Source organism: Paenibacillus nasutitermitis (assembly GCF_014641075.1).
Taxonomy (GTDB): Bacteria; Bacillota; Bacilli; order Paenibacillales; family Paenibacillaceae; genus Paenibacillus_Z; species Paenibacillus_Z nasutitermitis.
The window spans coordinates 149,209-174,366 of the sequence record NZ_BMHP01000004.1; the positions used below are offsets into that span (position 1 = coordinate 149,209).

General features: G+C 51.2%; 23 protein-coding genes and 1 tRNA gene. 15 read left to right on the forward strand and 9 right to left on the reverse strand.

Going from position 1 to position 25,158, the window contains the following annotated elements:
- The first annotated feature begins 175 nt into the window (after nt 1–175).
- The 3 genes from IEY46_RS25285 to IEY46_RS25295 all read left to right on the forward strand — a co-directional run bounded on the left by IEY46_RS25285 (nt 176) and on the right by IEY46_RS25295 (nt 5,443).
- Nucleotides 176–4,021 (forward strand): response regulator, encoded by a 3,846-nt coding sequence (locus IEY46_RS25285; RefSeq protein ID WP_188996435.1) that lies wholly within the window; start codon nt 176–178, stop codon nt 4,019–4,021.
- A 131-nt stretch (nt 4,022–4,152) separates the two neighbouring features.
- Nucleotides 4,153–4,875, forward strand: a complete 723-nt coding sequence (locus IEY46_RS25290; protein ID WP_188996438.1) for a response regulator transcription factor — start codon at nt 4,153–4,155, stop codon at nt 4,873–4,875.
- Nucleotides 4,876–5,017: 142 nt separating this feature from the next.
- The gene (locus tag IEY46_RS25295) at nt 5,018–5,443 is read left to right on the forward strand and encodes a MerR family transcriptional regulator (protein ID WP_188996440.1); all 426 of its coding nucleotides are present in this window, start codon (nt 5,018–5,020) and stop codon (nt 5,441–5,443) included.
- A 144-nt stretch (nt 5,444–5,587) separates the two neighbouring features.
- On the opposite strand, the gene IEY46_RS25300 is transcribed toward IEY46_RS25295, so the two are convergent.
- The gene (locus IEY46_RS25300) at nt 5,588–5,806 is read right to left on the reverse strand and encodes a hypothetical protein (protein ID WP_188996442.1); all 219 of its coding nucleotides are present in this window, start codon (nt 5,804–5,806) and stop codon (nt 5,588–5,590) included.
- A 534-nt stretch (nt 5,807–6,340) separates the two neighbouring features.
- On the opposite strand from IEY46_RS25300, the gene IEY46_RS25305 reads away from it, so the two are divergent.
- The 4 genes from IEY46_RS25305 (at nt 6,341) to IEY46_RS25320 (ending at nt 10,806) form a co-directional block, all read left to right on the forward strand.
- Complete coding sequence (locus IEY46_RS25305) at nt 6,341–7,870, forward strand: sensor histidine kinase (RefSeq protein ID WP_188996444.1); 1,530 nt, start codon at nt 6,341–6,343, stop codon at nt 7,868–7,870.
- A 218-nt stretch (nt 7,871–8,088) separates the two neighbouring features.
- Entirely contained in the window at nt 8,089–9,117 is a 1,029-nt protein-coding gene (locus tag IEY46_RS25310; protein ID WP_188996446.1) for a stalk domain-containing protein, read from the forward strand.
- A gap of 450 nt (nt 9,118–9,567) precedes the next feature.
- Nucleotides 9,568–9,768, forward strand: coding sequence for a hypothetical protein (locus IEY46_RS36515; protein ID WP_229750540.1), 201 nt, complete (start codon nt 9,568–9,570; stop codon nt 9,766–9,768).
- Between the two features lie 21 nt (nt 9,769–9,789).
- Nucleotides 9,790–10,806: an aminoglycoside phosphotransferase family protein gene (locus tag IEY46_RS25320; RefSeq protein WP_188996448.1), complete on the forward strand. Its 1,017-nt coding sequence runs from the start codon at nt 9,790–9,792 to the stop codon at nt 10,804–10,806.
- Nucleotides 10,807–10,900: 94 nt separating this feature from the next.
- Here IEY46_RS25320 and IEY46_RS25325 read toward each other — a convergent pair whose 3' ends face one another.
- Complete coding sequence (locus IEY46_RS25325) at nt 10,901–11,242, reverse strand: winged helix-turn-helix transcriptional regulator (RefSeq protein ID WP_188996450.1); 342 nt, start codon at nt 11,240–11,242, stop codon at nt 10,901–10,903.
- 122 nt (nt 11,243–11,364) lie between these two features.
- On the opposite strand from IEY46_RS25325, the gene IEY46_RS25330 reads away from it, so the two are divergent.
- Together IEY46_RS25330 and IEY46_RS25335 are read left to right on the forward strand one after the other, a co-directional pair.
- The gene (locus IEY46_RS25330; protein WP_229750541.1) at nt 11,365–12,567 is read left to right on the forward strand and encodes an MFS transporter; all 1,203 of its coding nucleotides are present in this window, start codon (nt 11,365–11,367) and stop codon (nt 12,565–12,567) included.
- A 153-nt stretch (nt 12,568–12,720) separates the two neighbouring features.
- Nucleotides 12,721–12,795, forward strand: a tRNA-Thr gene (locus IEY46_RS25335).
- 198 nt (nt 12,796–12,993) lie between these two features.
- Here IEY46_RS25335 and IEY46_RS25340 read toward each other — a convergent pair.
- A complete protein-coding gene (locus IEY46_RS25340) occupies nt 12,994–13,680 on the reverse strand; it encodes an SOS response-associated peptidase (protein ID WP_188996452.1) in 687 nt (228 codons plus the stop codon).
- 203 nt (nt 13,681–13,883) lie between these two features.
- Here IEY46_RS25340 and IEY46_RS25345 point away from each other — a divergent pair, with 203 nt between their 5' ends.
- Entirely contained in the window at nt 13,884–14,606 is a 723-nt protein-coding gene (locus tag IEY46_RS25345; protein ID WP_188996454.1) for a hypothetical protein, read from the forward strand.
- Between the two features lie 83 nt (nt 14,607–14,689).
- On the opposite strand, the gene arsC is transcribed toward IEY46_RS25345, so the two are convergent.
- From arsC to IEY46_RS25365, 4 genes are all read right to left on the reverse strand, one after another.
- Nucleotides 14,690–15,112 carry an arsenate reductase (thioredoxin) gene (gene arsC, locus IEY46_RS25350; protein WP_188996456.1) on the reverse strand — a complete coding sequence of 141 codons (423 nt, stop codon included), beginning with the start codon at nt 15,110–15,112 and terminating at the stop codon, nt 14,690–14,692.
- Between the two features lie 31 nt (nt 15,113–15,143).
- On the reverse strand, nt 15,144–16,436 hold the full coding sequence (locus tag IEY46_RS25355; protein WP_188996458.1) for an arsenic transporter: 1,293 nt from the start codon (nt 16,434–16,436) through the stop codon (nt 15,144–15,146).
- A 13-nt stretch (nt 16,437–16,449) separates the two neighbouring features.
- A complete protein-coding gene (locus tag IEY46_RS25360) occupies nt 16,450–16,764 on the reverse strand; it encodes an ArsR/SmtB family transcription factor (protein WP_188996461.1) in 315 nt (104 codons plus the stop codon).
- A 111-nt stretch (nt 16,765–16,875) separates the two neighbouring features.
- Complete coding sequence (locus IEY46_RS25365; protein ID WP_188996462.1) at nt 16,876–17,811, reverse strand: ArsR/SmtB family transcription factor; 936 nt, start codon at nt 17,809–17,811, stop codon at nt 16,876–16,878.
- Nucleotides 17,812–17,953: 142 nt separating this feature from the next.
- On the opposite strand from IEY46_RS25365, the gene IEY46_RS25370 reads away from it, so the two are divergent.
- The 4 genes from IEY46_RS25370 (at nt 17,954) to IEY46_RS25385 (ending at nt 21,820) form a co-directional block, all read left to right on the forward strand.
- Nucleotides 17,954–19,999 carry a glutaminase family protein gene (locus IEY46_RS25370; protein ID WP_373288886.1) on the forward strand — a complete coding sequence of 682 codons (2,046 nt, stop codon included), beginning with the start codon at nt 17,954–17,956 and terminating at the stop codon, nt 19,997–19,999.
- Between the two features lie 186 nt (nt 20,000–20,185).
- Nucleotides 20,186–20,392 (forward strand): hypothetical protein, encoded by a 207-nt coding sequence (locus tag IEY46_RS25375; RefSeq protein WP_188996466.1) that lies wholly within the window; start codon nt 20,186–20,188, stop codon nt 20,390–20,392.
- Between the two features lie 176 nt (nt 20,393–20,568).
- Nucleotides 20,569–20,922: a YolD-like family protein gene (locus IEY46_RS25380; protein ID WP_188996468.1), complete on the forward strand. Its 354-nt coding sequence runs from the start codon at nt 20,569–20,571 to the stop codon at nt 20,920–20,922.
- A gap of 100 nt (nt 20,923–21,022) precedes the next feature.
- Nucleotides 21,023–21,820 carry a hypothetical protein gene (locus IEY46_RS25385; RefSeq protein ID WP_188996470.1) on the forward strand — a complete coding sequence of 266 codons (798 nt, stop codon included), beginning with the start codon at nt 21,023–21,025 and terminating at the stop codon, nt 21,818–21,820.
- Nucleotides 21,821–21,923: 103 nt separating this feature from the next.
- On the opposite strand, the gene IEY46_RS25390 is transcribed toward IEY46_RS25385, so the two are convergent.
- Both IEY46_RS25390 and mscL read right to left on the reverse strand, forming a co-directional pair.
- On the reverse strand, nt 21,924–22,586 hold the full coding sequence (locus IEY46_RS25390) for an NUDIX hydrolase (RefSeq protein ID WP_188996472.1): 663 nt from the start codon (nt 22,584–22,586) through the stop codon (nt 21,924–21,926).
- Between the two features lies 1 nt (nt 22,587).
- Nucleotides 22,588–23,088, reverse strand: coding sequence for a large conductance mechanosensitive channel protein MscL (gene mscL / locus IEY46_RS25395; protein ID WP_308422841.1), 501 nt, complete (start codon nt 23,086–23,088; stop codon nt 22,588–22,590).
- A 178-nt stretch (nt 23,089–23,266) separates the two neighbouring features.
- Here mscL and IEY46_RS25400 point away from each other — a divergent pair, with 178 nt between their 5' ends.
- The gene (locus IEY46_RS25400) at nt 23,267–25,069 is read left to right on the forward strand and encodes an ATP-binding protein (protein ID WP_188996474.1); all 1,803 of its coding nucleotides are present in this window, start codon (nt 23,267–23,269) and stop codon (nt 25,067–25,069) included.
- Nucleotides 25,070–25,158: the final 89 nt, after the last annotated feature.

Below are 25,158 nucleotides of genomic sequence, written 5' to 3' on the forward strand. Positions count from 1 at the left end.
CCATTGGACACATCCTCGGATAGACGAACCATACAAGAATAGGAAACTGCCGTATTTTCTTCTTCTGAACTCCCTATTCCCGCGGGTATTTCGGCATATGCCGCACTATGAAGCTTTTTCTGGGAAAGGTATAATAGCTTCATAAAAGTTGCTCCCGCGAAAGGGGAAACACCTGTTGAAGACGATATCGCTGCGTACTAAAATCCTGGTTCTCGTCGTGCTGATCACCTCCATTCCGCTGGCCATCGTCGGCTATAATAATTATGAGATGACCCGGCAAACCGTAATTTCGGGAGTCATTGACCAGGCTTCGGCCAAAGTCCAGAACAATGCGGACAGTCTGGGGGAATGGCTGAAGGCCAGGAGCGCGGAAGTGGAACTCATGAGCCGCACCGATATTGTCCGTTTCGGGTCGGATGCCGGGCGTTTGCATTATTTCCGCGAAGAGACAGTCCGGGAGGCGGCGGCATTTGTGACGATCGGTTTTGCGGATGCCGGCGGTCAGTTGACATTATCGAACGGCAAGCAGGTCAATATTGCAGAAGAGCCGTCTTTTAAAAGAGCGATGAAGGGGGAATCGGTTGTCACAGATCCCTTCTTCAGCGAAATTACCGATAACGGGGTTGTTGTTTTTCAATCGCCGGTTTTTGATGATGCGAACCGGGTGGTCGGTGTTACGGATGCCTCCATTCTGACGGAGCGGATGTACCGCGAGCATTTGAATTTTCATATAAGCCGGACGGATGCCATTTTTCTGTATAACGACTCAGGCGATATTCTCCACGCGCCAGACAATGTTTATCCTACCGCTTCATCTATTTATGCGAAGAATCTCCCGTTTGGCCCCGCAGCCAGTAGAATGCTGGGCAGCCGGGACGGATATATCCGCCTGGATGGTCCGGAGAAAGAGTCGTTTCTCTTCTATGCGAAGGTGCCTGGCACCACATGGCGGATTGCGCTGCAAGTGCCTCTGCATGAATTCGAGAAGCCGCTTTCCTCCATGCGGTGGAGGACGGTTCTGCTGATCGCGGCAGCCGAAGCGGTTATCATCCTGCTGCTCTTCATCATGATGAACCGGATTGTGCAGCGGATCAAAAAAGTCCTCAAAGCGACGGAAGCTGCAGCGGGAGGGGATTTCGACGTTCAGGCCTTTTCGGAGAAGGGCGGGGATGAGATCGCTCAGCTCTCCCAGTCGGTGAACGATATGCGGATTCATTTGCGGGACATGTTCGGGCGGCTGGAAGCGATCATCAATCAGAACCAATTCGCGTTTATTGTGCTTGATGACCAGTACCGGGTCACTTATTTCAGCCAAACTGCTGAAAAGATGCTGGGCTACACGGCTGAGGAAGTGCTGCACAAGGCAACAGCCCTCACATTCATCGATCCCGATGACCTGGAGGCTGAGGCCAAGCGTCTGAGCAAGAGGCTGCTGCGCACGGTTCCCGCCGATTTGTCCGTGTTCCGCGAGCTGAGAAGAGAGCAGTTCACGTATGAACGGGAATGGAATTATGTCCGCAAGGACGGTACCCGTTTCCCGGTTGCCCACAGCTCCAATGGCATTCGCGGCCGGGATGGCCGGTTCATTGGGGTGGCCGGCGTCGCCCGGGACATTTCGGCCCAGAAGCAGGCCGAGAAAGCCCGCAGTCAGCAGCTTGAGGTGATGGGAGCCGCCAAGGATTTAATTGCCACCTTTGATGAATTAGGCGGGCTGCTCTATATGAATAATGCCGGGAAGATGCTGCTGGGCATTGATTTTCGTTATGTCACCCCGCCTCAGGAGCTGATTTCGCAGCGGACGATCAAGGAGCTGCTGCATGGGCTTGCCATTGCCAAGGAGCTGGGCTTTCACGAGAGTGAGGCGCTTCTGACTACAATGGGTGGCAAGAGGGTGCCGGTCTCCAAAATCGTCGTGGCACACCGGGATAATCAGACAGGCGATACGTTCTACTCCTGTATTGCGCGGGACATTTCCGAGCAGAAGAAAGCGCAGGCCGAGCTTCTCCAGGCCAAACGTGAGGCAGAAGAGGCCAATACCGCAAAAGGCAATTTTCTGGCTCGTATGAGCCATGAGATCCGCACGCCCATTGCCGGCATTATCGGGCTTGCGGGCTTGCTTCACAAGACGGAGCTGAACGGTATCCAGCAGGATTATCTGGGCAAGGTCCGCGCTTCGTCGGAGGTACTGCTGCGCATTATTAACGATATTCTGGATTTCGCCAAGGTGGAGGCCGGGAAAATCCAATTGACGGACATGCCCTTTGACCCTTGGGAAATGATTCACCGGTTTTCGGCGCTGCTGGCCGTGTTTGTCGGGGGCAAGGAGCAGTTCGAGTTCATTATCGAGATCGACCCGGATATGCCGACGATGCTTGCAGGCGATTCCCAGAGGCTGGAGCAAATTCTGCTTAACCTGTGTATCAATGCCATCAAATTCACCGAACGCGGCCATGTCCGGCTGCAGCTGAAAGTTGAAGACATAACGGATGACGGCAGAGCAAGAATTTTGTTTCTTGTTGAGGATACGGGAATCGGTATGTCCAGCGAGCAGCTGGACATGCTGTTCGAGCCGTTTATGCAGGTGGATGGCGCGGCGAGCCGCAAATACGGGGGAACAGGGCTGGGACTTGTGATCGTCCAAAGCCTGGTGGGGATGATGGGCGGTACCGTAGTCGTCGACAGCCGGGAGTCGGAGGGCAGCCGGTTCTCCTTTTCCCTGGAGCTCCCCGTTAAGAATGGGGCGCAACCGGACCGGTACCGGATCAGCCAAAGCGGCGAGCTGATGGTATGGGTGATCGAGGACTATGCCGGAATGAGCGGGCATCTTTGCGCAGAGCTGGAAGCGATGGGGTTCTTGACCATGGAGCACCGTTCGTGGAAATCGGCTTATGAACGGCTTCAGCGGGCGGGTGCCGGTATTCTGCCAAACGCCTTGCTGCTGGATTTTGAAATGCCTGATATGTTCGGAGAGGATACCTGGCGCCTGCTCCACGATACGGCGAAACATGCGCAGGTTCCGACTATTGCGCTGACAACGGCCTTCGGCCGCGAGGAGCTGCTCAAGATGCCGCAGGCCGACCGTCCTGACGCTATTATTGTAAAGCCTGCCGACAGGATCAGTCTGTATCAGGCATTGCTTGCGGTATGCCAGCGCCCCTCCGATTCGGCCGCGGCGGACCAGACGGCTTCCGCCGTGGAAATGGCGAAACCGCCGGGGGGGTCCGTGCTGCTGGCCGAGGACAACAAGATCAACCAGTTGGTGGCGCTGGAGCAGCTGCGGGACTGGGGCTTTAAGGTGGAGGTTGCCGAGAGCGGACTGCAGGTACTCAATAAGCTGCAAGAGCAGCGTTGGGATCTCGTCCTGATGGATATCCATATGCCGGAGATGGACGGGGATGAGGCGGCCCGCATTATCCGCCAGGATTCCAAGTATGACCGGATGCCCATTATTGCACTTACTGCTAATATTATCCGGGAAGATCACGAGAGATACATCCGTCTGGGCATCAATGATGTCCTGACCAAGCCGATCCAGCCGGAGCTCATGCTTCAAATGATTGAGAAGTGGGTGCTGGCCGGCAGAGAAAACCGGTTGGGCTGGTCTTCCTCCAGCATTGAACAGCAGCGGGAGGTTTATGAACCGATTCTGGCACAGGAAGAGGAGCTGCCTCCGGAGGTGCCAGGAATGGATATAAGTGCGGCGCTTGCGCGTGTGAACGGAAAACGCGATATTCTCGTCCATATGCTTAAACTGTTCGCCCGCGATTATGCGGAATTTGAGGTGAGGCTGCGCGAAGCGCTGCAAAGCGGCGATTATACGCAGGCGAGACGGATGGCCCATACGCTGAAGGGGGTAGCAGGCAATTTATCCGCAGCGGAGCTTGCGGCTATGGCTGATCAGCTGGAAACACTGCTCAAATTGCCCGTGGAATCCCGCGATCCCATCGTTATCGCTTCGGCAGCCGCATGCGTACAGATTGTTCTCGGTCCGATGGTAGCTTTTCTAAATCGGGAGAAATAACGTATTCGACAAAATCTCCTAACATTTTTCTAACATTCTATTGTTGACGGGTCGAACCTTATTGTATATTGAATATAACGTTGTCGGAGAAGCCATCATCAAAAATGCTTTTCCATTCCGAGGTGAATTCATTGAATAAGGTACTCGTAATCGAAGATGACGTCATGATGAGCGACATGTTGGCGATGTATTTGTCGGAAGAAGGCTATGCGGTCAGGCAGTCGTCTACCGGCGACAGTGGATTGAAGCTGCTGGAGCTGTCTTCGCCCGATGTGGTGCTGCTCGATCTGATGCTGCCCGACTGGGACGGGACGAAGCTGTGCTCCACGATCAGACAATTTTCGAGCGTCCCGATCATGATTGTATCGATGAAATCGGAGGTATCTGAACGGGTTCAGGCCCTGCGGGCCGGAGCTGACGATTATCTGTGCAAGCCGTTCAGCATGCATGAGCTGACTGCGCGCGTGGAAGCGCTGATCCGCCGCACACGAATGATGCAGACAGTTCCCGCCACCGCTTCTTCCGTGGAAGGGCCAAGCGCCGAAGCGCCGCCTTCCGAGGCGATCCAGCTTGATGCGGAGCGCCGGCTGCTGATTGTCCGCGGGACTGGCGTGGATACGACCTTCTCCGAATTTGAGCTCATGAAGCTGTTTCTTTCTCATCCCGGAAAAGTATTCAGCCGAGAAGATTTAATTAATGCTATTCGCGGATTTGATTCCTTTGTAACCGAACGGGCCATTGACGTACATATCGTCAATCTCCGCCGCAAGGTGGAGAGAAATGCCAAAGAGCCCAAATTTATTCGGACAGTATGGGGAGTCGGCTATAAATATATGACAGAATCCGATGGTTGAGAAGGACGGGAAGGACATTGCGGCCTGTTTTCGCACATTTGCGAAGAAGGCCTTTTATTTTAAAATAAAAGAATACGCTCTTACCTATACGAGGCTTATATTTCTGAGGGAAGAAACTTACTGCGCCGCAAGGAGAGATGAAATGGGTGATCGAAAATACAGCATCGAAGAGGTAACGCAGCGTTTGGGCGTCACCGCAAGAACCTTGCATTATTATGAAGAAATCGGTCTGATCCGCGAAGTGGAGCGTACAGCGGGCGGTCACCGTCTTTATTCCGAGCAGGTGACGAAAGAGATGGAACATATTTTGCGGCTGAAAAATATTCTGGGCTGTTCGCTGCAGGAAATCAGGGCGATTCTGGATGCCGAGGAGCAGTTGACGGTCATTCGCGAATCCTACCATCAGGAAGATTCGGATTCGAGCCGCCACAGTCTGCTGGATCAGGCCGCGATTCTTCTGGGCCGGCAGGTTTCGCTCATCGAAGAGAAGGTCGCCGGCATGCTGGAGATGAAAGAGCGGTTCCAGGAACGGCTTGACCGGGTGGAGTCCAAACGCGAAGGCAAATGACAATCAGGGGAAGAGAATAAAGTCGCCTGCGTATAAGCGAAGGCAAAAGCAAATCGGCGCAATAAAGGACAGACTGCAAGTTTTCCCAAGTTTTCTGTAGGAAGGGAACGTGCGGGCTGTCCTTTTTTTTCTGCCAATCGGGATTCAGCAAACTTCCATATAAAGCTTCGTACCGTCATTATATTGTAAAATCGCCACATCGCGTATCATTTCCACGGACGATATACGTTTCCATTTTTTGCGGAAATCAAAGTTGTATTCCATCTCAAGCAGTTTTGTGTGAAGGAGGTCAATGTAGGTTACTTGCTCGGAAGGGTAGTGTACGGGAACGGAATGCTTCTTAAAGGTAATGATTTTGGTCATTGTGATACACCTCCGATCTTGAATTAAACTTAGTATACCCCAAATTATTTAATCTCTTGTAAAAGAGGCATGAGGTATATGTTTATTTTGCTAATACGGGCCTAACATTTATTACTTACCCTTAATATGTCGGTTTGGCTCTGAATTTGCGATAATTTTTGGCGATTAATAGTTTTTGCAGAAATTAATTGGCGAATAAAACGAAGAAGGAATAATTCTTTGAACGGAAAGGTCAGCACAAAGAACGCCAGCTCATAACGTACGGCCGCCGCTTGCCTTTAGCGCCTGTTGTGTCACGGGATATGAAGAAGGGTAATGACCAGAAGTTCGTATCTTTTCATATCTGAACACAGGTTTGGATTTTAATAAAAGCGTCCATTCTGCAAAGGTAAGTGCTGTTGGCGGCGCAAGCGAACTCCTGTAAGGATATTCTATCCAAAATGTATGCGGGACGATTGTTCAAAAAGAACGCTTTGTGTGCGGGTTTGCGACGGAAGGAAGCGGTAGAGCTCACTAATGCAGGAGGAATGGCGCATGATGTTTGCCAAGGTTTTTTTTGCTAATTTCAGCCTTCTGATTGCGCTGGCTTACCTGTTCAATCTGGGCTATAAATATATATTTCAACATGCGTCGGTGAAAATTAAATATGTCCTGACCGTTTCCGTCTTTATTATAGCCGGCTGGCTGGTCATGGTATTCGGCAATAAAATGGCGGGGACCGCGCTGCTTGATTTGCGTTTCGTTCCTCTCATAATCGCCGTTCTGATGATGCCCAATCCCTATTGGATTGCGGTTATTGGCGTAGGGATCGGAGCAGGGCGGCTGTTTATCGACTATGATGCCAACAGCTGGCTGGCCGCCTTGAATATGGGGGTGCTTGGGCTGTTAGGTACGGCCCTTAATATTTGGCTGAGACAGGTGCGCTGGCGTTTTATTTGGAAAAGCGCGCTGGCTGTAGGCAGTCTCAATGTCATCTACCCCATATTCTCAACGGTAGTCCTCTATGTTACCAACACGATGAGCCCTTATGATTATTGGATAGACATTGGTGTGTATGCGCTGCCGATCCGTATTGTTTTCAGCAGCCTGCTGGTGTTTATTATTCGTGATTTTCAGAAGGAACAGATTCGTGTGGACGAGCTGCGCACGATGAATATGCTCCTGAGGCGGCAAACGCGCGAGCTGCGCCAGGCCAAGCGGGAGGTCGAGGAGAAAGCGCGCGAGCTGCTGCTTGCTTCGAAATATAAATCGGAGTTTCTTGCCAACATGTCTCATGAATTGAAAACGCCCCTGAACAGCATTATCCTGCTCTCACAACTTATCCGGGATAACGATGATGAACGCTACGAAGGAGAAGAGGTCCGCTACGCCGACTTGATCCATGGAGCCGGCAATGATCTGCTTCAGCTCATTAACGATATACTGGACCTATCCAAGGTAGAAGCCGGCAAAATGGATATCGTATTTGAGCCGGTATCCTCGCATGATTTGGCGCAGATGCTGCAGCAGCAGTTTATGCCGGTTGCCGATCAGAAGAAAATCGCCTTCGAAACGGTCATCGCGCCTAATGTGCCGGCCAGCCTGCATACCGATGCCCTGCGGGTTAACCAGATTCTTCGCAACCTGCTTGTCAATGCCTTTAAATTTACCGAAAAAGGTTCTGTCCGCCTGAGCGTCCGAATGGAGGGCGGCGCTCCTGCCATTGAGCCCGGCCCGCAGGGCAGGCGGCGTATCGTCAACTGGAATCCGGCTACCTGGATGCGGCCTCCGGCGCGGCATATAAGCCCGCAGCGGGTGGTCTTCACCGTCCATGACACAGGAATTGGCATCGACCCCGATAAGCAGCAGGTTATCTTCGAAGCGTTCCAGCAGGAGGACGGGGCCATTAACCGCCAATTTGGCGGAACGGGGCTGGGGCTCTCCATCAGCCTGCAGCTGGCCCATCTGCTGGGCGGCACGCTTACGCTGAAAAGCGAGAAGGGCAAAGGCAGCTCTTTCATGCTGCATTTGCCCTTACGCCCGCCCAAACAGGGCGGACATTCCCCGCAAGAGCAGGGGACTTGACGGTTTTTTTCATCCGTCAGTTGTTGGATTTGTTGTATTCTTTATTATTTAATGATCTAAGCCTTCTTCCAAAGGGAAGGCTTGGGGCGGGTTTGCGTTGATGCGCAGATGCCGCGCGGCACGACGGATGCGCCTATTCAACGTTTAGTAAAAGAACGGAGCATTCCAACCGATAAGTAGACAGAAGAGGTTACGATTATCGGAGTGGAGTGATGGGAATGAAAGGGTTGAAATTGGGTTTGGCGATGATCGTTGCCGCAGGCATAGCGGTGGGAGTGCCGCACCCGGGGCATGCTGCCGCTCAAAGCATTCGGTTGCAGGAGAAGCAGCAGGTGAGCCTGACCATTAACGGCGAGCCCGTTGAGATTTCGGGTATATCGGTTGTATGGGGTGCGGGGAATCGGCTTTATGCACCGCTCGAGCTGTTTAACCATCCGGACATTCAAGCGGAATTCTCGATTTGGGAGGACGATAAGGGGAATCGCGATCTGGCTATCTACAACTATCGGACATCCCTTTCGCTGCGTGTTGGTGAAAGCTTCTATAGCAGCACAGGCACGGATAGCGATACTCCAGAGTCGGGGGACTTAGGAGACACGGTCCCATTCGAGCAGAACCGTAACGTGCTCGTGCCGCTGCGTTTCGTTGCGGAACGGCTCGGCTTGTCTGTAAACTGGAATGTGAGCACGAATGCCGTAAATCTGCGCACGAACGACGAATACCGCAGCAATCTTGAATCGGCCGAAGAATGGGCGGCCTGGCTGAGCGAATACCCGCTTCCGGATGACGACCTTTCCGGGAATGCAATTACGGAAGAAGAGATTGATACGTATATCGCGCAGCGCAATACGTCGATCGTCGACTATGCGGTCATTTCGAAATACTCGGCAGTGGTTCTGCAGATAACCGATTTGGACGTGTCGATGTTCTTGATTCAGCGGCTCAAGAACGGTGGGTTCGGCGAAGAGAGCGTTCGTTACGGGGTGGACATGCCCGAGGACGGCTTGACGGTCAGCTCGTATGGCGATTATCTGGGCATCGGCATTCACGACAATGCGGCTAAAGCGAACATCGACTCAGTAGAAGTCATCTATCGCGGGGAACAAGGCAAGTTGAGTGATTCGACCTATCCGGTCGGAAATAAACCCGGATTCCTGATTCCGATGCCAAGCGAAGCGATTCTTGTGAGCGTGGTGTTCTATCATGAGGATGAACTCGTGAATGAAATCAAGTTCAATGGGTATTGAGTCACAAGCCAGTTATTCTAGCCGCAAAAGGGTATTGAACATATATGCTTTTAGCTGGTGCACTTAGCCTTGGCGCTAATCAAGAGGTTGCGGATGAAAGGCCGAAGAAGCCGCGACAACAGCGGCACAATCTGCGCTGTCCGGCATTTATTTTTTTGCTAAGATACGTTATTTTATAGACAGCTTAGCGATAAGCAAGTTCCTGGCACGAAGGGAGATGTGTTTTAATGGCAACTACTTATATGGTGGTTTGGTCTTAAAACTGAATAGCAGGCATACGCAAAAAAGGCGTGAAAACGCCCTTATTATTTGCTATGCCATCCAAAGTAACCTTTCGTGAATATTGCTGTTGCAGGATACGATGAAGATCTTATCTTTTTTGCGTTTTGATGCCGCGCGACTGCAGCTTCTTTTGAGGCTGCTTGTCCGTGGCATTTTTGCGTCCAAAAAATGACTATGAAAACCTATGGCTACATAGAAATAGAAGCAATTCCCGACGAATTATTGCTCGACAGCGTGACGGAGCTTCGGGGCTGTGCCGTTCTCGCCGCGCTTATCAACGGTTCGCTGCCGCGTGAACGATTGGAGCATTATGTTGCCCAGCAGCATGAGAACAAAGTATGTCCAGGATATAACGAGCTACCTAAATGAAAAAAATGGAGGATGGAAGAAATGAAAATTAAACTCGAAATGTTGCTCTATGCTTTAAGACAACGGTTCAAGAAGGATATCATCTCCGCCGACTGCCAAACCTTGCCGTTACAGGGCGGAACTGTGGGAAAGGTGTACCTGGTAACGGGGATCGCCGAAACCGCGGATGGCGAAAAATTGCCGTACCGTATCGTGCTGAAAATCCAGAAGAAATGGGAGCGTTACGGCGATCCTGGTTCATGGCGTCGGGAATATGATCTCTATGTATCTGACTTGGGAGCGACGTTTTCGGATGCCTTCCGCTGGCCGACATGTTATCACGCCGAGATCAATGCCGCAGAAAATGAATTCCAGCTGTGGCTGGAATATATCGATGGCGTAACCGGTTTAGACTTGACCGGTGATATGTATGAACAGGCCGCACTGGAGTTAGGACGCTATCAAGGCAAGCTGTATGCGGAGCAGCCCGCTGTGCTGCAGAGCCTGACCAACCTGAGCCATGCGGATTTCATGAAGAATAGGTATCTGCATTACCGGTCATGGCCGGTCGTCTACGATTATATACGCTCGGAGGACTGTGAATTCCCGCAGCACGTGCGGCAAATGCTCATCGACATCGATGAGCACGCAGACGAGATACTCGCCCGCATCGAGAAATTGCCCCTCGTGCTATGCCACAGGGACTTCTGGGTGACCAACCTGATCTATGTAGACGGGAAAATCACGCTTATCGACTGGGATACCAGCGGATGGGGCTACCTTGGCGAGGATCTCGCAAGCCTGATAGCGGATGAAGCGGATATCGATCACATGGTCGAATACTACCAGGGATGCGTCCCCGCGTATTACAAAGGCTTTTCGGAGTATGCGGATGTATCCCCTATCGCCGATCATTGCATCTACGAACTGATCCTTCTCGTATTCGGCTACAGGCTTGTGGAGTGGTATCTCCACACAGAGGACGATGACGAGAAGACGAAGCCTCTCCAAACGCTCCTAAAAATCTATGAAATAAAGACCAGCCCTGCATTGGGTTGACTCTAAAAAGAACTCCGAAAACCCTTGAATGTAACCGGTTTTCGGAGTTATATTGCTGGAGTTTGTCCTTGCTGCCGCAATCTTGTCAAACTCTTCATCCCTGTTGATATTTATTCCCCATATGATCCAGGTGAGTGGCCCCCCATTGATGGAGCATTAATAAAACTTGCTTTAAGGAATGGCCATACTCGGTAATGGAGTATTCGACCCGGGGCGGGATTTCTGGATAGACCACTCGCTGAATAATCTGTTGTTCCTCCAATTCACGTAACTGACTGGTTAACATCTTTGGAGTAATGGAAGGGACAAGCCTTTTCAACTCACTGAATCGTTTGGTCCCTCCGTAGAGTAAATGCAGAACAATGATGGCTTTCCACTTGCCATTTATTATAGAAAGGGTATCCTCGACATTGCAAAGGGACGGCTGAATTTCCACTAAACCCACACTCCTTGGTATCTTTTATGATACTGAATATCCTAAAAGTGCATTCTTCCATCAATTTCTATTCTGTATCATAATAGCACATGTAACAGAACAACAGAAACGGAGGAATGATCATGCTTGGAAATAAATCGGCAGGAATTCTGGCAGTAATGGGGCTGTTTATAGCTGCTTTAAATCTTCGTCCCGCGATAAATTCGATCGCTCCTATCCTCGAATCCATTCGTTTAGATCTTGGAATGAACGCATCCGCAGCGAGCCTGCTGACTGCGATTCCTGTTCTTTGTATGGGGGTATTCTCCCCGCTTGCAGCTAAGCTCGGAACGCGATGGGGAATTGAAAAAACGATTATGTGGTCTTTGGTATTAATAGGAGCAGGATTAGTACTGAGATGGTTTACAGACTCGCCATTCTTTTTAATCTTAACGGCCGTCCTCGCGGGTATTGGAATCGCCTCTATAGGGCCGCTGCTATCTGGCTTTATAAAACGCTATTTTCCTTCGAATGTACCTTCCATGATTGCGGTTTATACGATGGCTCTAACCATTGGCGCTGCACTTGCTTCCGTATTATCCGTTCCATTACAAACGAAAACCGATTCCTGGCAAATCGGACTTGCCGCTTGGGGGGCCCTTGCCATCCTTGCGTTACCAGTGTGGCTGCGAATAGTTGGAAAATACGGTGTTCACCACACCAGATCAACCAGCTCATCTCAGATGACCAGGCTCCCGTGGAAAAATAAAAATGCTTGGCTATTAACGTTGCATTTCGGGTTGATGGCGATGGGGTTTTACTCAATTACGGCGTGGCTGCCGCCAATCATGCAAAGCATGGGATATTCAAAACTCTATGCGGGAACGTTGCTTACCATCTTTGCGGTTGTCCAGATTCCCGCCGGCTTGGTTTTGAAAACATTGCTCAAACGATTTCCGTCCCGGCTCATTTGGCTTCTGGCTGCTTCTACCCTTGAATTCATTGGATTAATACTTGTTTTATTGAATCTGCTGCCTTGGTTAGCCGCCGCTTTAATAGGTTTCGGAGCGGGGATGCTATTCGCACTTAGCTTGCTGCTTCCTATCGATGCAACTTCAAATGCAGAGGACGCTGCATCTTGGGCGGCCATGACACAATCTGGCGGTTATATCATAGGTTCAGCCGGACCGATCCTGATTGGTTGGGTTAACGATGCTACGCAAAGCTTCTCCCTTGCCGTTATCGGACTCATTGTAATAACCGTAATCATGAGTGTACTGCAGGTAATAATTGTTCCGAAGAAGGCATGGAAAAACAAGGAGCTTGCCGCTGTAAAAATACAATAAAGCTGTGAGTCTCGATATATACTCTCGCACCTCAGCATTCTGCGCTGCCATAGCTTGCTCTCCTCCAAGGATGGCTGGCATCTCTCGAAGGCTTGACTAATTATTTGATTTTACGATATATTATAAAAGTCGCGTCGCTAAGACGGTGATTACGCTGATGTAGCTCAGGGGTAGAGCAACGCACTCGTAATGCGTAGGCCGGGGGTTCAATTCCCTTCATCAGCACCATACACGTAAAAAGCCCGTATGATGAACGTTTTCTTGATGAAAAAACGGATGAACGTTGGCGCTGAAATACGGATAAATATGAAGCCTCCTGCGATTACTTAGCGGGAGGTTTTTTTTGTTATACGGCAAGGAAAAACGCTCATGCGGAAGCGGACAGAAGAGGCGAAATGAAATTTATAACGGATGTTCGTCGATGCTCTATTTGCTGTTTACCGTGATTTTCTCGATCAAGTTCACGCCGGAATTTTTCACATTGCCAACGTCCTTAGAGACGGCATAACACGCCATCTTATCGGCAGGATACGGAACGAGCAGCGATTGCAGCGTCTCTTTATCCGAGATTTCCGGATCCAGCCACGTATCGACGGCATCACTTGGCAGGATGACCGGCATACGGTCATGCACGTCTTTTACGAGGTCATTCGGCGTCGTCGTAATGATCGTACAACTCCGTAGCAGTTCCCCGTCAGGCTGTGTCCATTCGTCCCATAAGCCGGCATATCCGTAAGGAGATTCATCCTTCAACGTAAATCGATACGGTTGTTTCTCCGCGCCTTCCTTTTTCCACTCGTAGAATCCGTCGGCCGGTATAATGACGCGGCGGCTCTTCAGCAATCTTCCATAAGCTGGCTTTTCCGCGACTGTTTCCGCACGCGCATTAATCATTTTAAATCCGATTTTTACGTCTTTCGCCCAAAATGGTACAAGCCCCCAACGGAATCCATCGACTACACGTCGGCCGTCTTCGTTTAAAATAACCGGCACCGTATGCGTTGGAGCCACGTTATAATTCGGTTTGTATTCGTACCGGATATCGGCATCATCAATTGCGAATAATGTTATCAGTTCATCGATACCTACGTAAATCGTATACCTTCCGCACATACGCGTCACCTCCATGATATCTATACCCGGTCATTATGCGAGTTGACCCCGAATCACACTGGAAATTATTTTCTAAGAGAGCGTGCAAGGGGAGCAATCGCTGCTGCAACATTGTCGTCATCAATTCCGTTAATGCTGTATCCGCTTACACCACCAATGGATATTAATGAGGTCAACAATCTATCCAAACTAAGGGGGCCAAGTTGATTACACGCTTGAAAAACAAAAAGGTTGTTTTGTCCGTTGGCATCCTTTGTGCAGCTGCACTATTACTCTTCTACTTTATGTCAGAGAATACTTCAGAAAATACTGCTGCAAATGCTGTACAGCCGAATACTCCCCGGCATAACTACACTGAAATCACTGCTGACCGGGCTACATTTGGGGATTTGAAGGGACTAGTCGGGATTTCAGACTTTGTTGTTACTGGACATTATGAAAATCAGATTCAAACGATTAAAAACACAAATGGAAGCGGTACTTACTATTCAGAAGCGGATACCTACCGATTCGTAGTTGAAGATCATCTTCTAGGTTCCACTCCTGCTGAAATCGAAGTATATATGCCCCATTTCTCTCGGAAAACGGCGACTGTTAATGGAATTAAATTTCAAGCAGACATAGAGGAGCCGCATTATTTAAAGCCTGATCAACATAAACTATACATCTTGTTTTTGAAGGGAGTCCCTGGGATGAACATTTATTCACCATCATCAGCTCCGTTCCAAATTGAGATTGACGCAGATAAAAGCGCTCAGCTCATGTATAACAAGACAGACTTGAACAAAACGGTTACTGCTAATAATGGCGATATTATGGAATTCGTTGCCGAACCACTTGATATTCATGATCAGATTAGCGGAAAGAAATTGAATGATGTTCTGAAACAAATCAAAACAGAAATTGTATCCAACCGCAAAGGTTAAGATATAGCTGGAACTGTGCGCGGTGCGAAAAGACAGGGTTGGCTGAACGGGCGGACAATCGGTAAGTAGCCCGTAATCCGGGGTTATTGGCCATCTCTGACAAATGCCTCGATCCGGGTTTTGATCGCATCACGTACAGAGCGGAATTGGTCCATAATTTCTTCTTCCGTGCCGGTCGCTTTAGCGGGATCGTCGAAACCCCAGTGCCATTTGATGACATCAGGGTTGGAGATCGCAGGACAATGCTCATCGGCATGCCCGCATAGAGTGATTATATAGGCCGCGCGGTTTAAAGTATCAGGGTCGATGGTTTCGGATAGGTTAGCTGAAATGTCAACGCCAGTCTCGGCCATGACGGCCACAGCCCTCGGATTCAAGCCATGAGCCTCCAATCCCGCGCTTCTCACCTCATACCGATGTCCCCCGAACGCATTCATAAATCCATCTGCCATCTGGCTCCGGCAGGAATTGCCTGTGCACAGGAAATAGATTAGTTCTTTCTCCATATCGAAATCACTCCTTATATCGCAGCTTCATTTAGCTGATTATGGTTAACCAGACATAGAGACTGGCAAGTGTAATGAACAGGACGGGAACCGTGAGCACGATACCGATTTTGAAGTAATAACCCCACGAAATTTTAACGCCTTTCGAGGATAGGACATGAAGCCAGAGCAGTGTAGCCAAAGAGCCGATTGGCGTAATCTTCGGTCCCAAATCAGATCCGATGACATTGGCATAAATAAAGGCTTCGCGAACAGCACCGGTTGAGTCCGTGCCTTGAATAGCCAGCGCGTCAATCATGACCGTAGGCATATTGTTCATGACGGAGGAGAGTATAGCCGCGATAAAACCAGCGCCAACCGTCGCCACGAAGAGCCCCTGATTGCCTGCCCACTTGAATAAAGCCCCCAGCTCATCGGTTAGTCCGACATTGCGAAGGCCGTAGACAACGACATACATACCGATCGAGAAAGCGACAACCGCCCATGGCGCTCCTTTTACAAGCTTCCACGTATGAATGGCTTTGCTTTGTCTGGCAAGGAGAAGAAAGACAAGGGCTGCAATTCCCGCCATAATGGACACCGGAACATGGATAAATTCGCTGCTCAGGTAAGCGATCAGAAGTAACGACAGGATAACCCAGGAAATGCGGAACAATCGCCTGTCTTTAATGGCATCGCTTGGTTTATTTAACTGACCGGGATCATAGTGCCTGGGAATATCCTTGCCGAACATGAGGTATAGAACCAGTATGCTGGACCCGATGGCGAAGAAGGTGGGAACAATCATCCGGCTGGCATATTCCACAAATCCGATGCCGAAAAAGTCCGCTGATACAATATTGACCAGATTGCTCACGACAAGAGGCAGGGAAGCCGTATCGGAAATGAATCCGCTCGCCATGACGAAGGGCAGGATCATCCGCTGATCAAATTTTAAGGCCCTCACCATAGCCAGGACGATCGGCGTTAAAATGAGTGCAGCTCCGTCATTGGCGAAGAATGCTGATACCGCCGCCCCAAGCAGAATGACGTAAACAAACATAAGCCTGCCGTTTCCTTTGGCAAAACGCGCCATATGGAATGCTGCCCATTCAAAAAAACCAATTTCATCCAGGATGAGCGAGATCAAGATGATGGCTACAAAGGCAAGCGTAGCATTCCAGACGATTTGGGTGACATCCCAAACATCCTGGAAACTGACGACGCCAACAAGAAGGGCGATCATGGCGCCCCCGCATGCAGACCAGCCAATACTAAGTCCTTTCGGCTGCCAAATAACAAAGACAAGCGTTACGAAAAAAAGGAGACAAGCGATGGGTAACATAAATCCTCCGGGTTCAGTCGCAGCTTTGCGGACGTAATGCGTTTATTTTCTCTTTCATGGGAGGCAGTTGGGCCAGTAGCTCCTGCAAATAAGGCTTGTCATCCAAATTCAATGAATAATAAACCCACTGCCGGCGTCTGGTTTCGTTAATAAGGCCGCCCTTTTTTAATTTCTTGAGATGCTGGCTGACGTTTGACTGCGTGGTTTCGAGAATGTGGACGATATCGCAGACACACATTTCACGTTCTGTAAGGAGAGCGAGGATGGTCAATCTGCTTTTGTCGGCAAGCAGCTTGAGGGATTCGGACATCTCCTGGACGTTGATCATTTCGGGAACTCCTTTCGTTGCTGGCATCATTCGTCGGCGATTAATTTTATTATACATCGACCTACATATAAGTAAATACTAATATTATTGGACACTAATATCACACATCCATCAATAAGGCTCGTAACGGATCATCACTTCGATGTCGTGGGGGTAGTTGCCGAATTGCCTCCCGAATAGACTGACCCCTCCGGGGTGCGAGGCCGCCTCGGAAGAGGTGATCCGAAAGTTTATTTCTCCGCCCGGTTGGATACCCAGATCAGAAATACAGACGTTCGAAATCATCACGCCGTCGATAAAAGCGCCTTCCTCCGCCACCAGAAGCGTCTTCTGGGAGCCGTGCTGGGAATCGCCCTTGCCCCACCAAGGGGGGTTCAAGAGTCCTTTGGAACTGCCGAAATCGCCTGGACTCGTCCATTTGCCGACCGGAATACCGTTCACCGAGAATTCGATATCCGAAGGCCATTCCTCATTGAAACCGGGAGCTTCGGAGCCGATTTCCAGCGTGACACGGAGAGAAACCGGTTTTGTTTTGGAGATTAAATAATTCGGAATCCGATATTCGATGAAGCCGCTCGCAAACCAGAGGTGCTGTGCATCCACATGCTCCGGATCGGCAAAATACCTCGGATCGTCGACCATGCCGATAAGTTTGTTCGAAGAAGCGAGTCCGCAGGTCGGCTTTACCTGAAAGTTGGAGTAATGACCAACCGGGATAGAGACGCCGTAGACGTTCTCTTCGTCGATCGGGCCAACATCCAGGGCTACTTCAGCAGATTGGCGGAATACGATGGTTATGCGATCATGCAGCAAACGGCAGATCTTCTGACGGCCGCGCTCACCGGGAGCCGAATCCGAGGCTAGAAGTCCGGCCAGCTCCAGCTGCTGTACATGCCGGGATATGATTGCTGTTGAAATGCCAAGCTTGTCCGCCAGTTCTCTCAAATTCATCGGTTTATCTCTTAATAGCTCGATCATCCGCACCCGGGTTGATGAGGAGAGACATTCCCATAATTTCATATGCTTGGTACTGAACTCGATTTCCAAGACGCATCATCCTTTTATGGTTTCTATTAGTTAACTAATAGGTTAACGTATAACGTTATAGTTGACAATAGGAGAAAATCGCTCTACTATACAGGTAATCGCTTTCAATAGCGGAAATCATCATACCTATCAACTCAGAAAATTGACGGAAAATGAGGTGCATAGCATGCAGAAGAGTCTCAGACCACCGGCCGTGCCGCTGGTGACCATCGATCCCTACTTCAGCGTATGGTCAATGGCAGACCGGCTGACGGACGATTTCACCAGGCACTGGACAGGAAAGCGGAATGCCATGACGGGACTGATCCGGATCGACAACGTAACATGGCGTTTTGCCGGACTTGTGGAACCGAATCCCGAAAATTATTATACAGAACCACAGGCAATGAGTCAGAAGCAATTTGAACTGTCCCCGTTGACCACGACGTACGTGTACGAACAATCAGGCGTGGTTCTGACGGTCAAGTTCACGAGCCCGCTGCTGGTGGACGACTTGAATCTGCTCTCCCGGCCGGTCTCCTATGTATCCCTATCCGTCCGATCTGTGGATGGAAAGCCGCACCAAGTCCAGGTTTACTTCGACGTTACGGGCGAATGGTGCGTGGATACAAGCGATCAGAAGGTCGTATGGCAGCGGGAACAGAAGGGGGATTTATCCCTTTTGAAAATGAGCAATGAGGAGCAGCGACACCTGAATCGGTCAGGGGACGATGTGCGCATTGATTGGGGGGATTTTTACCTTGCAGCCAGCAGCCCGCTGATCCGTGCAGGGATAGGTCCGGCGTCCATCCGCAAGGAATTCGTCAGGCATGGGATGTTCAAAGAGGATGCGAAATGGTCTATGCCGCAAACCGTGCGGGAATCGATGCCGGTGATGGCCTGCGTCTGGGAACCGGAAACGGTGGAATCGGAGGAACAGTCCGAGCTGCTGGTACTAGCCTATGACGATGTGTACGCGATTGAATATTTCGGCGAGCCTCTGCAGGCCTTTTGGAAATCATCTGGCGTCTCGACGCATCGGATGATTGAGGATGCCTTCGCGGAATACCCGGATATTCTGGAGCGCTGCGAGGCGTTCGACCGGCAGCTGACCGAGGAAGCGACCCGCGCCGGGGGAGAGAAATATGCGGAACTGCTGACTTTGTCCTACCGGCAAGCTATTGCCGCCCACAAACTGGTGTTGGACCGGGACGGCAAGCTGCTGTTCCTTTCCAAGGAATGCTACAGCAACGGCTGCATCGCGACGGTCGACGTGAGCTACCCTTCGATTCCGCTGTTCTTGCTCTACAATCCCGAGCTGGTCAAGGCGATCATGCGTCCGATTTTCAAGTATGCGGCAAGTGATGCCTGGATCTACCCGTTCGCCCCGCATGATGTCGGTCAATATCCGCTGGCCAATGGTCAGGTATACGGAGAGAATCGGCTGGAGGAGCAAATGCCGATCGAAGAGTGCGGCAATATGCTGATCATGACGGCGGCAGTCTCCCTCGCGGACGGTCACACGGAATTTGCAGAAGAGAATAGGGAATTGCTTGCCCTGTGGGCCAGTTATCTGATGGACAATGGACTCGACCCTGCCGAACAACTATGTACAGACGATTTCGCCGGCCACCAGGCACGAAATGCTAACTTGTCGATCAAAGCCATCATGGGAATCGCAGGCTACGCCATTGTATTGGATTTGATGGGTCATGCGAAGGAAGCGGAGTCATTCTGGTCTTCTGCCAAGACCATGGCTGTGGAATGGGAGCGGCTGGCGCAGGACGAGAACCGCTATCAGCTCGCCTTCGGATCCACCGGTACCTGGAGCCTTAAATATAATCTGGTTTGGGACGTACTCTGGCAAACACATATCTTTTCCGAAGGAATCGCGGAGCAGGAGGTTGCCTGGTACTTGAGCAAAAGCGGGACATATGGTGTTCCTCTGGACAGCCGGGCGACGTATACGAAATCCGACTGGCTGGTCTGGGCCGCTGCTATGGCATCCCGGCGCGAGGATTTCATCCGCCTGATCGAACCGCTGTGGGATTTCGCGAATGAAACGCCGGATCGGGTACCCTTTTCGGATTGGTATGACACCGGGTCAGCCAGGCAGCTCAATTTTCAGCATCGCAGCGTAGTTGGCGGCCTGTTCATCAAGCTTTTGAAAGAAAGGGGATTTCCGGGAGCACAAATCCTTCAACTATGAACGCAAGCCCCGATTCTTTAATGGAATCGGGGCTTGTATTTCTTTCATTCACCTCGTAAACGATGCCCGATCGTAGGATAGACAGTCTGAATGCGCTGCAAAGTAAAAGGGCCAATTATTTCCTGTTTACGAACACGTGTTCTTGTATATAATAAGAATATACGTTCGTACGGGAGGGGATTATGGGTGGACTTCAAAAAATACGTGGGGCGATATGCGCAGATCATTTACCAGGATGCCAAAAATCAAATATCGCAGCGTCGGGTATTCGTCTATTCGCTGGATGGCGCGCATGTACGCATATTTTGCCTGAAGGCCGGAGCCTATCGAATCTTGAAACGCGAGCAGATATTGGCTATCGTTCCGGAGCCGGCGAGACGTCATGCCATCTAGATAATGAACAGTTTTTCTGGCGCTTCTGTTTCGCAGGTGATGCCGGGCATGCATGCAGGTGAGCGCCCTAGACGCTGCCGATTGTCATACACGCCGCCTCGGTAATGCCTGCCGGTCAGGCAGCCGATCGGGCCGGCAAGATTGGCGGCCATTACAAATAGGGAGGGCGGTTAGCGATGAGCAAAACAAAAAAACGAATGGCTGGCGGCAACTGGATGTGGGAAGACAGCCGGATGAGGCTTCCCGAGCATGAGCACGGGCATAACCGGCATCAGCAGGAGCTGAAGCTCCGGGAGCAGAAGGTGACTGGCGAGCCACAGTGGAGCGAAATCGCCCCGTTTTTTAGCGGGTCGCTGCATGAGCACCGGGAGATTCGCATCAAGCTGTTCGACGCCCTGGAGGAGCTGTCCGTGATCGGCATTGTGGAACGGATCGACCCCTGGGAAAGCCGGTTTATGGTCAATGGGGATTGGTTCCGAATCGCCGATGTCGAAGCTGCCGAATGGGAAGCGGGAGAGCGGCCTGATTGACGCCAGAGCGCTTGGAATGTACGGATACATGAAACGAACCGTTAGGCTGACTGCTGCATAAGCTAAGGTGAAACGCCATGCGCGGCAGGAGGAGACGGTAATGCCTTTTATCCCGAATTTCCCGGCGTCGTTCCTGGAGGAGCACCGCCGGTGGCATCATGTAAACCACCACAACAACCCCGCAAGCCTGCCCATAGGCTACGGGGCAAATTTCCTGGATTTTCACCGGCAGTATCTTGCCAAGGTTCTGCCCTGGTATCAACAGCAGGGTTATGATATGCGACTTGTTGCGCCGTGGCAGGAAGTGCCGGAGCAGATCCGCAGCGCGCCTTGCTATGACCGGGCCGCGGAAATGCGGATCCGCAACAATCCCGAATCCTTTGCCACCGCCGACGAGCTCGGCCGGTTTCTGGAGGCTTCCAATCTGCATGGCTGTATCCATGAGATCGGGGCCGCGCTTTACGGGGAACCGGATTTGAACGATTTCGATGTTGCTCCGCATAGCACGATATTCTATAACATACACGGCATGATTGAGCAATGGTATCAGAATTGGGAACGCGCCAAGGGCTTGCGGCTGAACAGTGTGCGTGGCGCGAAAAAGCGCGATAGCGGGTTAACCGGACGCAGGACAGGCGGTTTGCGAGGTGCGGCACGCCGCAAGAGCAAGCTCCTGCGGCGCTCCGGAGCGGGAAAGCTGCGGCGCAGAGTGGGCGGCAAGCCGGGACAGACAACCGGAAACCGGAAGCCAGGCAAGGTGAAGGGGAATTTGTGGATGCGGCCTGCAGCCAGGCCCCAGCTCCGAATAAAAGGAGGGGAAGGGAAGACAGCCTCTGCCGCAAAACGACCGCTCACGGCAAGAAGATTGGCCGGCAGAGGCAGACGGACAATTCCTTAAGACCCGGTCCAGGGCACCGGGCTCTCCCTTGTGGTTACGGGCAGGACGGAGCCGGGAACTTCCCCGCGGATACCGGCAGGTCATAGTCATGCAGGGCAGCGCGTTAGAAGCGGGAGAGCAGCGCCCGGAACACATCGGCATAATAAGGCGCCGGCCGCGGTACGAAATGCTCCGCCCTGATCACAACGGAAGAGCGCCGATTCCGGCCATCGCGTCCTGTCATTACGCCTTGTGCGGTCAAGCTGCCCTGGCGCCCCTCGAACAGCTCAATCATCTGTTCGAGCTCCGCCTCATACACGCCGGCCACCTCTTCGCCCTGGAGACGCAAGGAATCCGGCGGGGCATCGTACAGAAGCCCGAACACCTCGCTGATTTCCCGGTCGATGAAGGGGATGCCCTGCGCGGTTCCTTCCGCTTCCTTGCGGGCGGTACCGAGCGGGATAAGTGAAGAGAACGGAGCATGCACGCCAAGCTCCTCTTCCAGCTCCCGGGCGGCTTCTTCCATGGTTTCGCCGGCTGTCAGATGTCCAGCCGCCGTAATGTCCAGGAAGCCGGGATAGGTGTCTTTGCTTACCTGCCGCTGCTGAAACAGCACAAGACGCCGGGCACCCTCCCGGCGTGCCAGCCAGCAATGGAACGAGCGATGCCAGTAGCCCGCCGAATGCACCTCGCTCCGTGTGGCCGTGCCGACCGGCGTTCCCGATTCATCGTAAATGTCGAAGCGTTCCTCCGGCGCCGCGGGCTGCCGGTTTTCATTTGACGTCATATCAGGACAGGCCTTCCTGTACGCCGTCCTGCTCTTCATGCTCCAAATGGGAGGTGCAGTGGCCGCACCGGGTTGCTTTGATCGGGATTTTGGACAAGCAGTAAGGACATACCTTTTCCGTCGGCTCTACAATCACCTCAGGATCTCCCGCATGCAGCCGGCGGAGCGAGTTGGCGCCTTTCACCATCAGGAAAATACAAAATGCGACAATGGTGAAATCAAGGATCACATTAATAAAATTACCGTAAGCGATAACAGGTGCGGAATTGGCCTGGGCATCGGCTAATGTGCTGTATTTCGGATCCAGCGACAGTTCTATGAACTTGTCCTTGAAATTAACGCCGCCAAGGATCTTGCTGATGGGCGGCATAATGATATCATTAACCATCGAGGTGACGATTTTGCCAAAGGCGGCACCGATAATGACACCGACAGCAAGATCGAGCACATTGCCGCGAACCGCAAATTCTTTAAACTCTTTTAAAATCTTCATCATGGACATGTCCTCTCCTTAAGCTGTAAATCTCTCTATGTATTCTATTCTATTATATACGCTCCCGACAAAAAAGCATGCTCAAAATCCTAATTCCTACATTTAATGTCACAGAAAAAAGGATTATCTGGAAAAATGTCGAATTGTCACATGAATATAACAGAATTTTGGGTAATCGAGGACAGGTATGAGCGAATTGATCGTTTCGGACAAATGGATGTTCCTGCTTCTGGCATTGGCTATTAATCTATTTGCCTCCTTTACAATGTATAATATGATCGGCCCCTTCAAGCTGGTTAGGAAACTCCGGCATTATTGGCTGCTGAGCGGGGCTGCCGTTTACGCGCTTGGGCTGTGGGTATGCCACTTCATCGTTCTGATTGCAACCGACAATATGATCGTAATCGATTGGACATCCGTCATTAACCTGTTCGGTGTTATGTTGTGTGCCTATTTCTCCTTATGGCTGCTCGGATCGGAACGCCCCTTCGTGATGAAACTGCTTCTAAGCAGCTTGATTATGGCTTCAGGCACTGTATTTTTGGATTATACCAGCCTGTTGAGCGATCAGGTCGAAGAATACAGTGTCAAGACCGGGCTTGTTTGCTTTGCTTACATTCTAAGCTTCATGGGAACGGCTTACTCGTTTTTCCTCTTCCAGCAAAAGAACGGCACCTATCGGATGCTGCCGGGATTGCTCCTTGGCTTGTCGGGGTTTGCCACGCATCTGCTTGGCCTGCTTGCGATTACCGTCCTCTATTCCATTGTGCTGACAACCGACCGGTTAAATGAGTATATGCGTCTGCTTGCGGTCATTCTAGGCATTACGACTCTGGTTATCTTCGCCTTCAGCCTGCTTGCAAGCTTCGTGGAGCGTCGTTACAACGCCATGAATGAGCGTTACAAGCAGCTGGTGGAGAACTCCATGGATATGATCGCCATCATCCGCGAAGACTCCTGGGAGTATATCAACGGCTCAGGGCTGCGCATGTTCGAAGCGGACGAGGAAGCCGATATGCTGGGCAAGCCGATTTATACGCATCTGCAGACCAAATGCCATATGGATATGAAGCGGATGCTAGAGGTAACGGCGCAAGGGACGGAGCAAGGTCCGGTGGAGCTGGAATGGAACACGGTAAAAGGCAAGCCGTTGTACACGGAAGTCGTCCAGACCCGTACGAGAATGTCGGGCGAAACAGTCTTTCAGGTGATTGTCCGCGATATCTCCGAGCGCAAGAAGAACGAAGAGCTGCTCATCAACTCGGAGAAGCTCTATGTGGCGGGCCAGCTTGCCGCAGGCATCGCGCACGAGATCCGCAATCCTCTGACCTCCTTGAAGGGCTTTCTGCAGCTGCTCGCGTCAGGCAGGCAAAACAATAAAAATTATTTCGATATTATGAAATCGGAGCTCAGCCGCATCGAGTCGATCGTCAGTGAGCTGCTCATGCTGTCGAAGCCGCAGATCTACGAGCTTTCCCACAAGGATATCCGCCATATTATGAACGAAACGGTAACCCTGCTGGAAGCCCAGGCGCTGCTGCACAATATTGAAATGGAATTAAATACCGGCGAGGAGCCGCTGTGGATCCGCGGCGTTGAGAACCAATTGAAGCAGGTATTTATTAATGTGGTCAAAAATGCCATCGAAGCCATGATTGATGGCGGCAGAATTCGTATTCAATGTTTCCGGCAGGGCGATCAGATTACCGTGCGGATTGAGGATTGCGGGCCGGGCATTCCCGATGAGCAGATGGCCAAGATCGGGCAGCCATTCTATACCACGAAGGAAAAGGGAACGGGACTTGGGCTGATGGTCAGCTACAAGATCGTGGACAATCATCAAGGGAGCATTCATGTGACCAGCAGTCTGGGGGAGGGTACGACCTTTGAGATCGTGCTCCCTTATTGTGAACCGGCAGCGGAAGCAGGCGGCGGCTCCGGCAAAGTAACCCGGATTCATCGCAACCGGCAGGACGAGGGAGATCTCTAGCTGCCAGCAAGTATCCGTTCAAAGGTGGGTTAAACGGGAGCCGGGGGCTTCCGTTTTTCTTTCATGCTGCTAAGAAAAGCATCCACAGC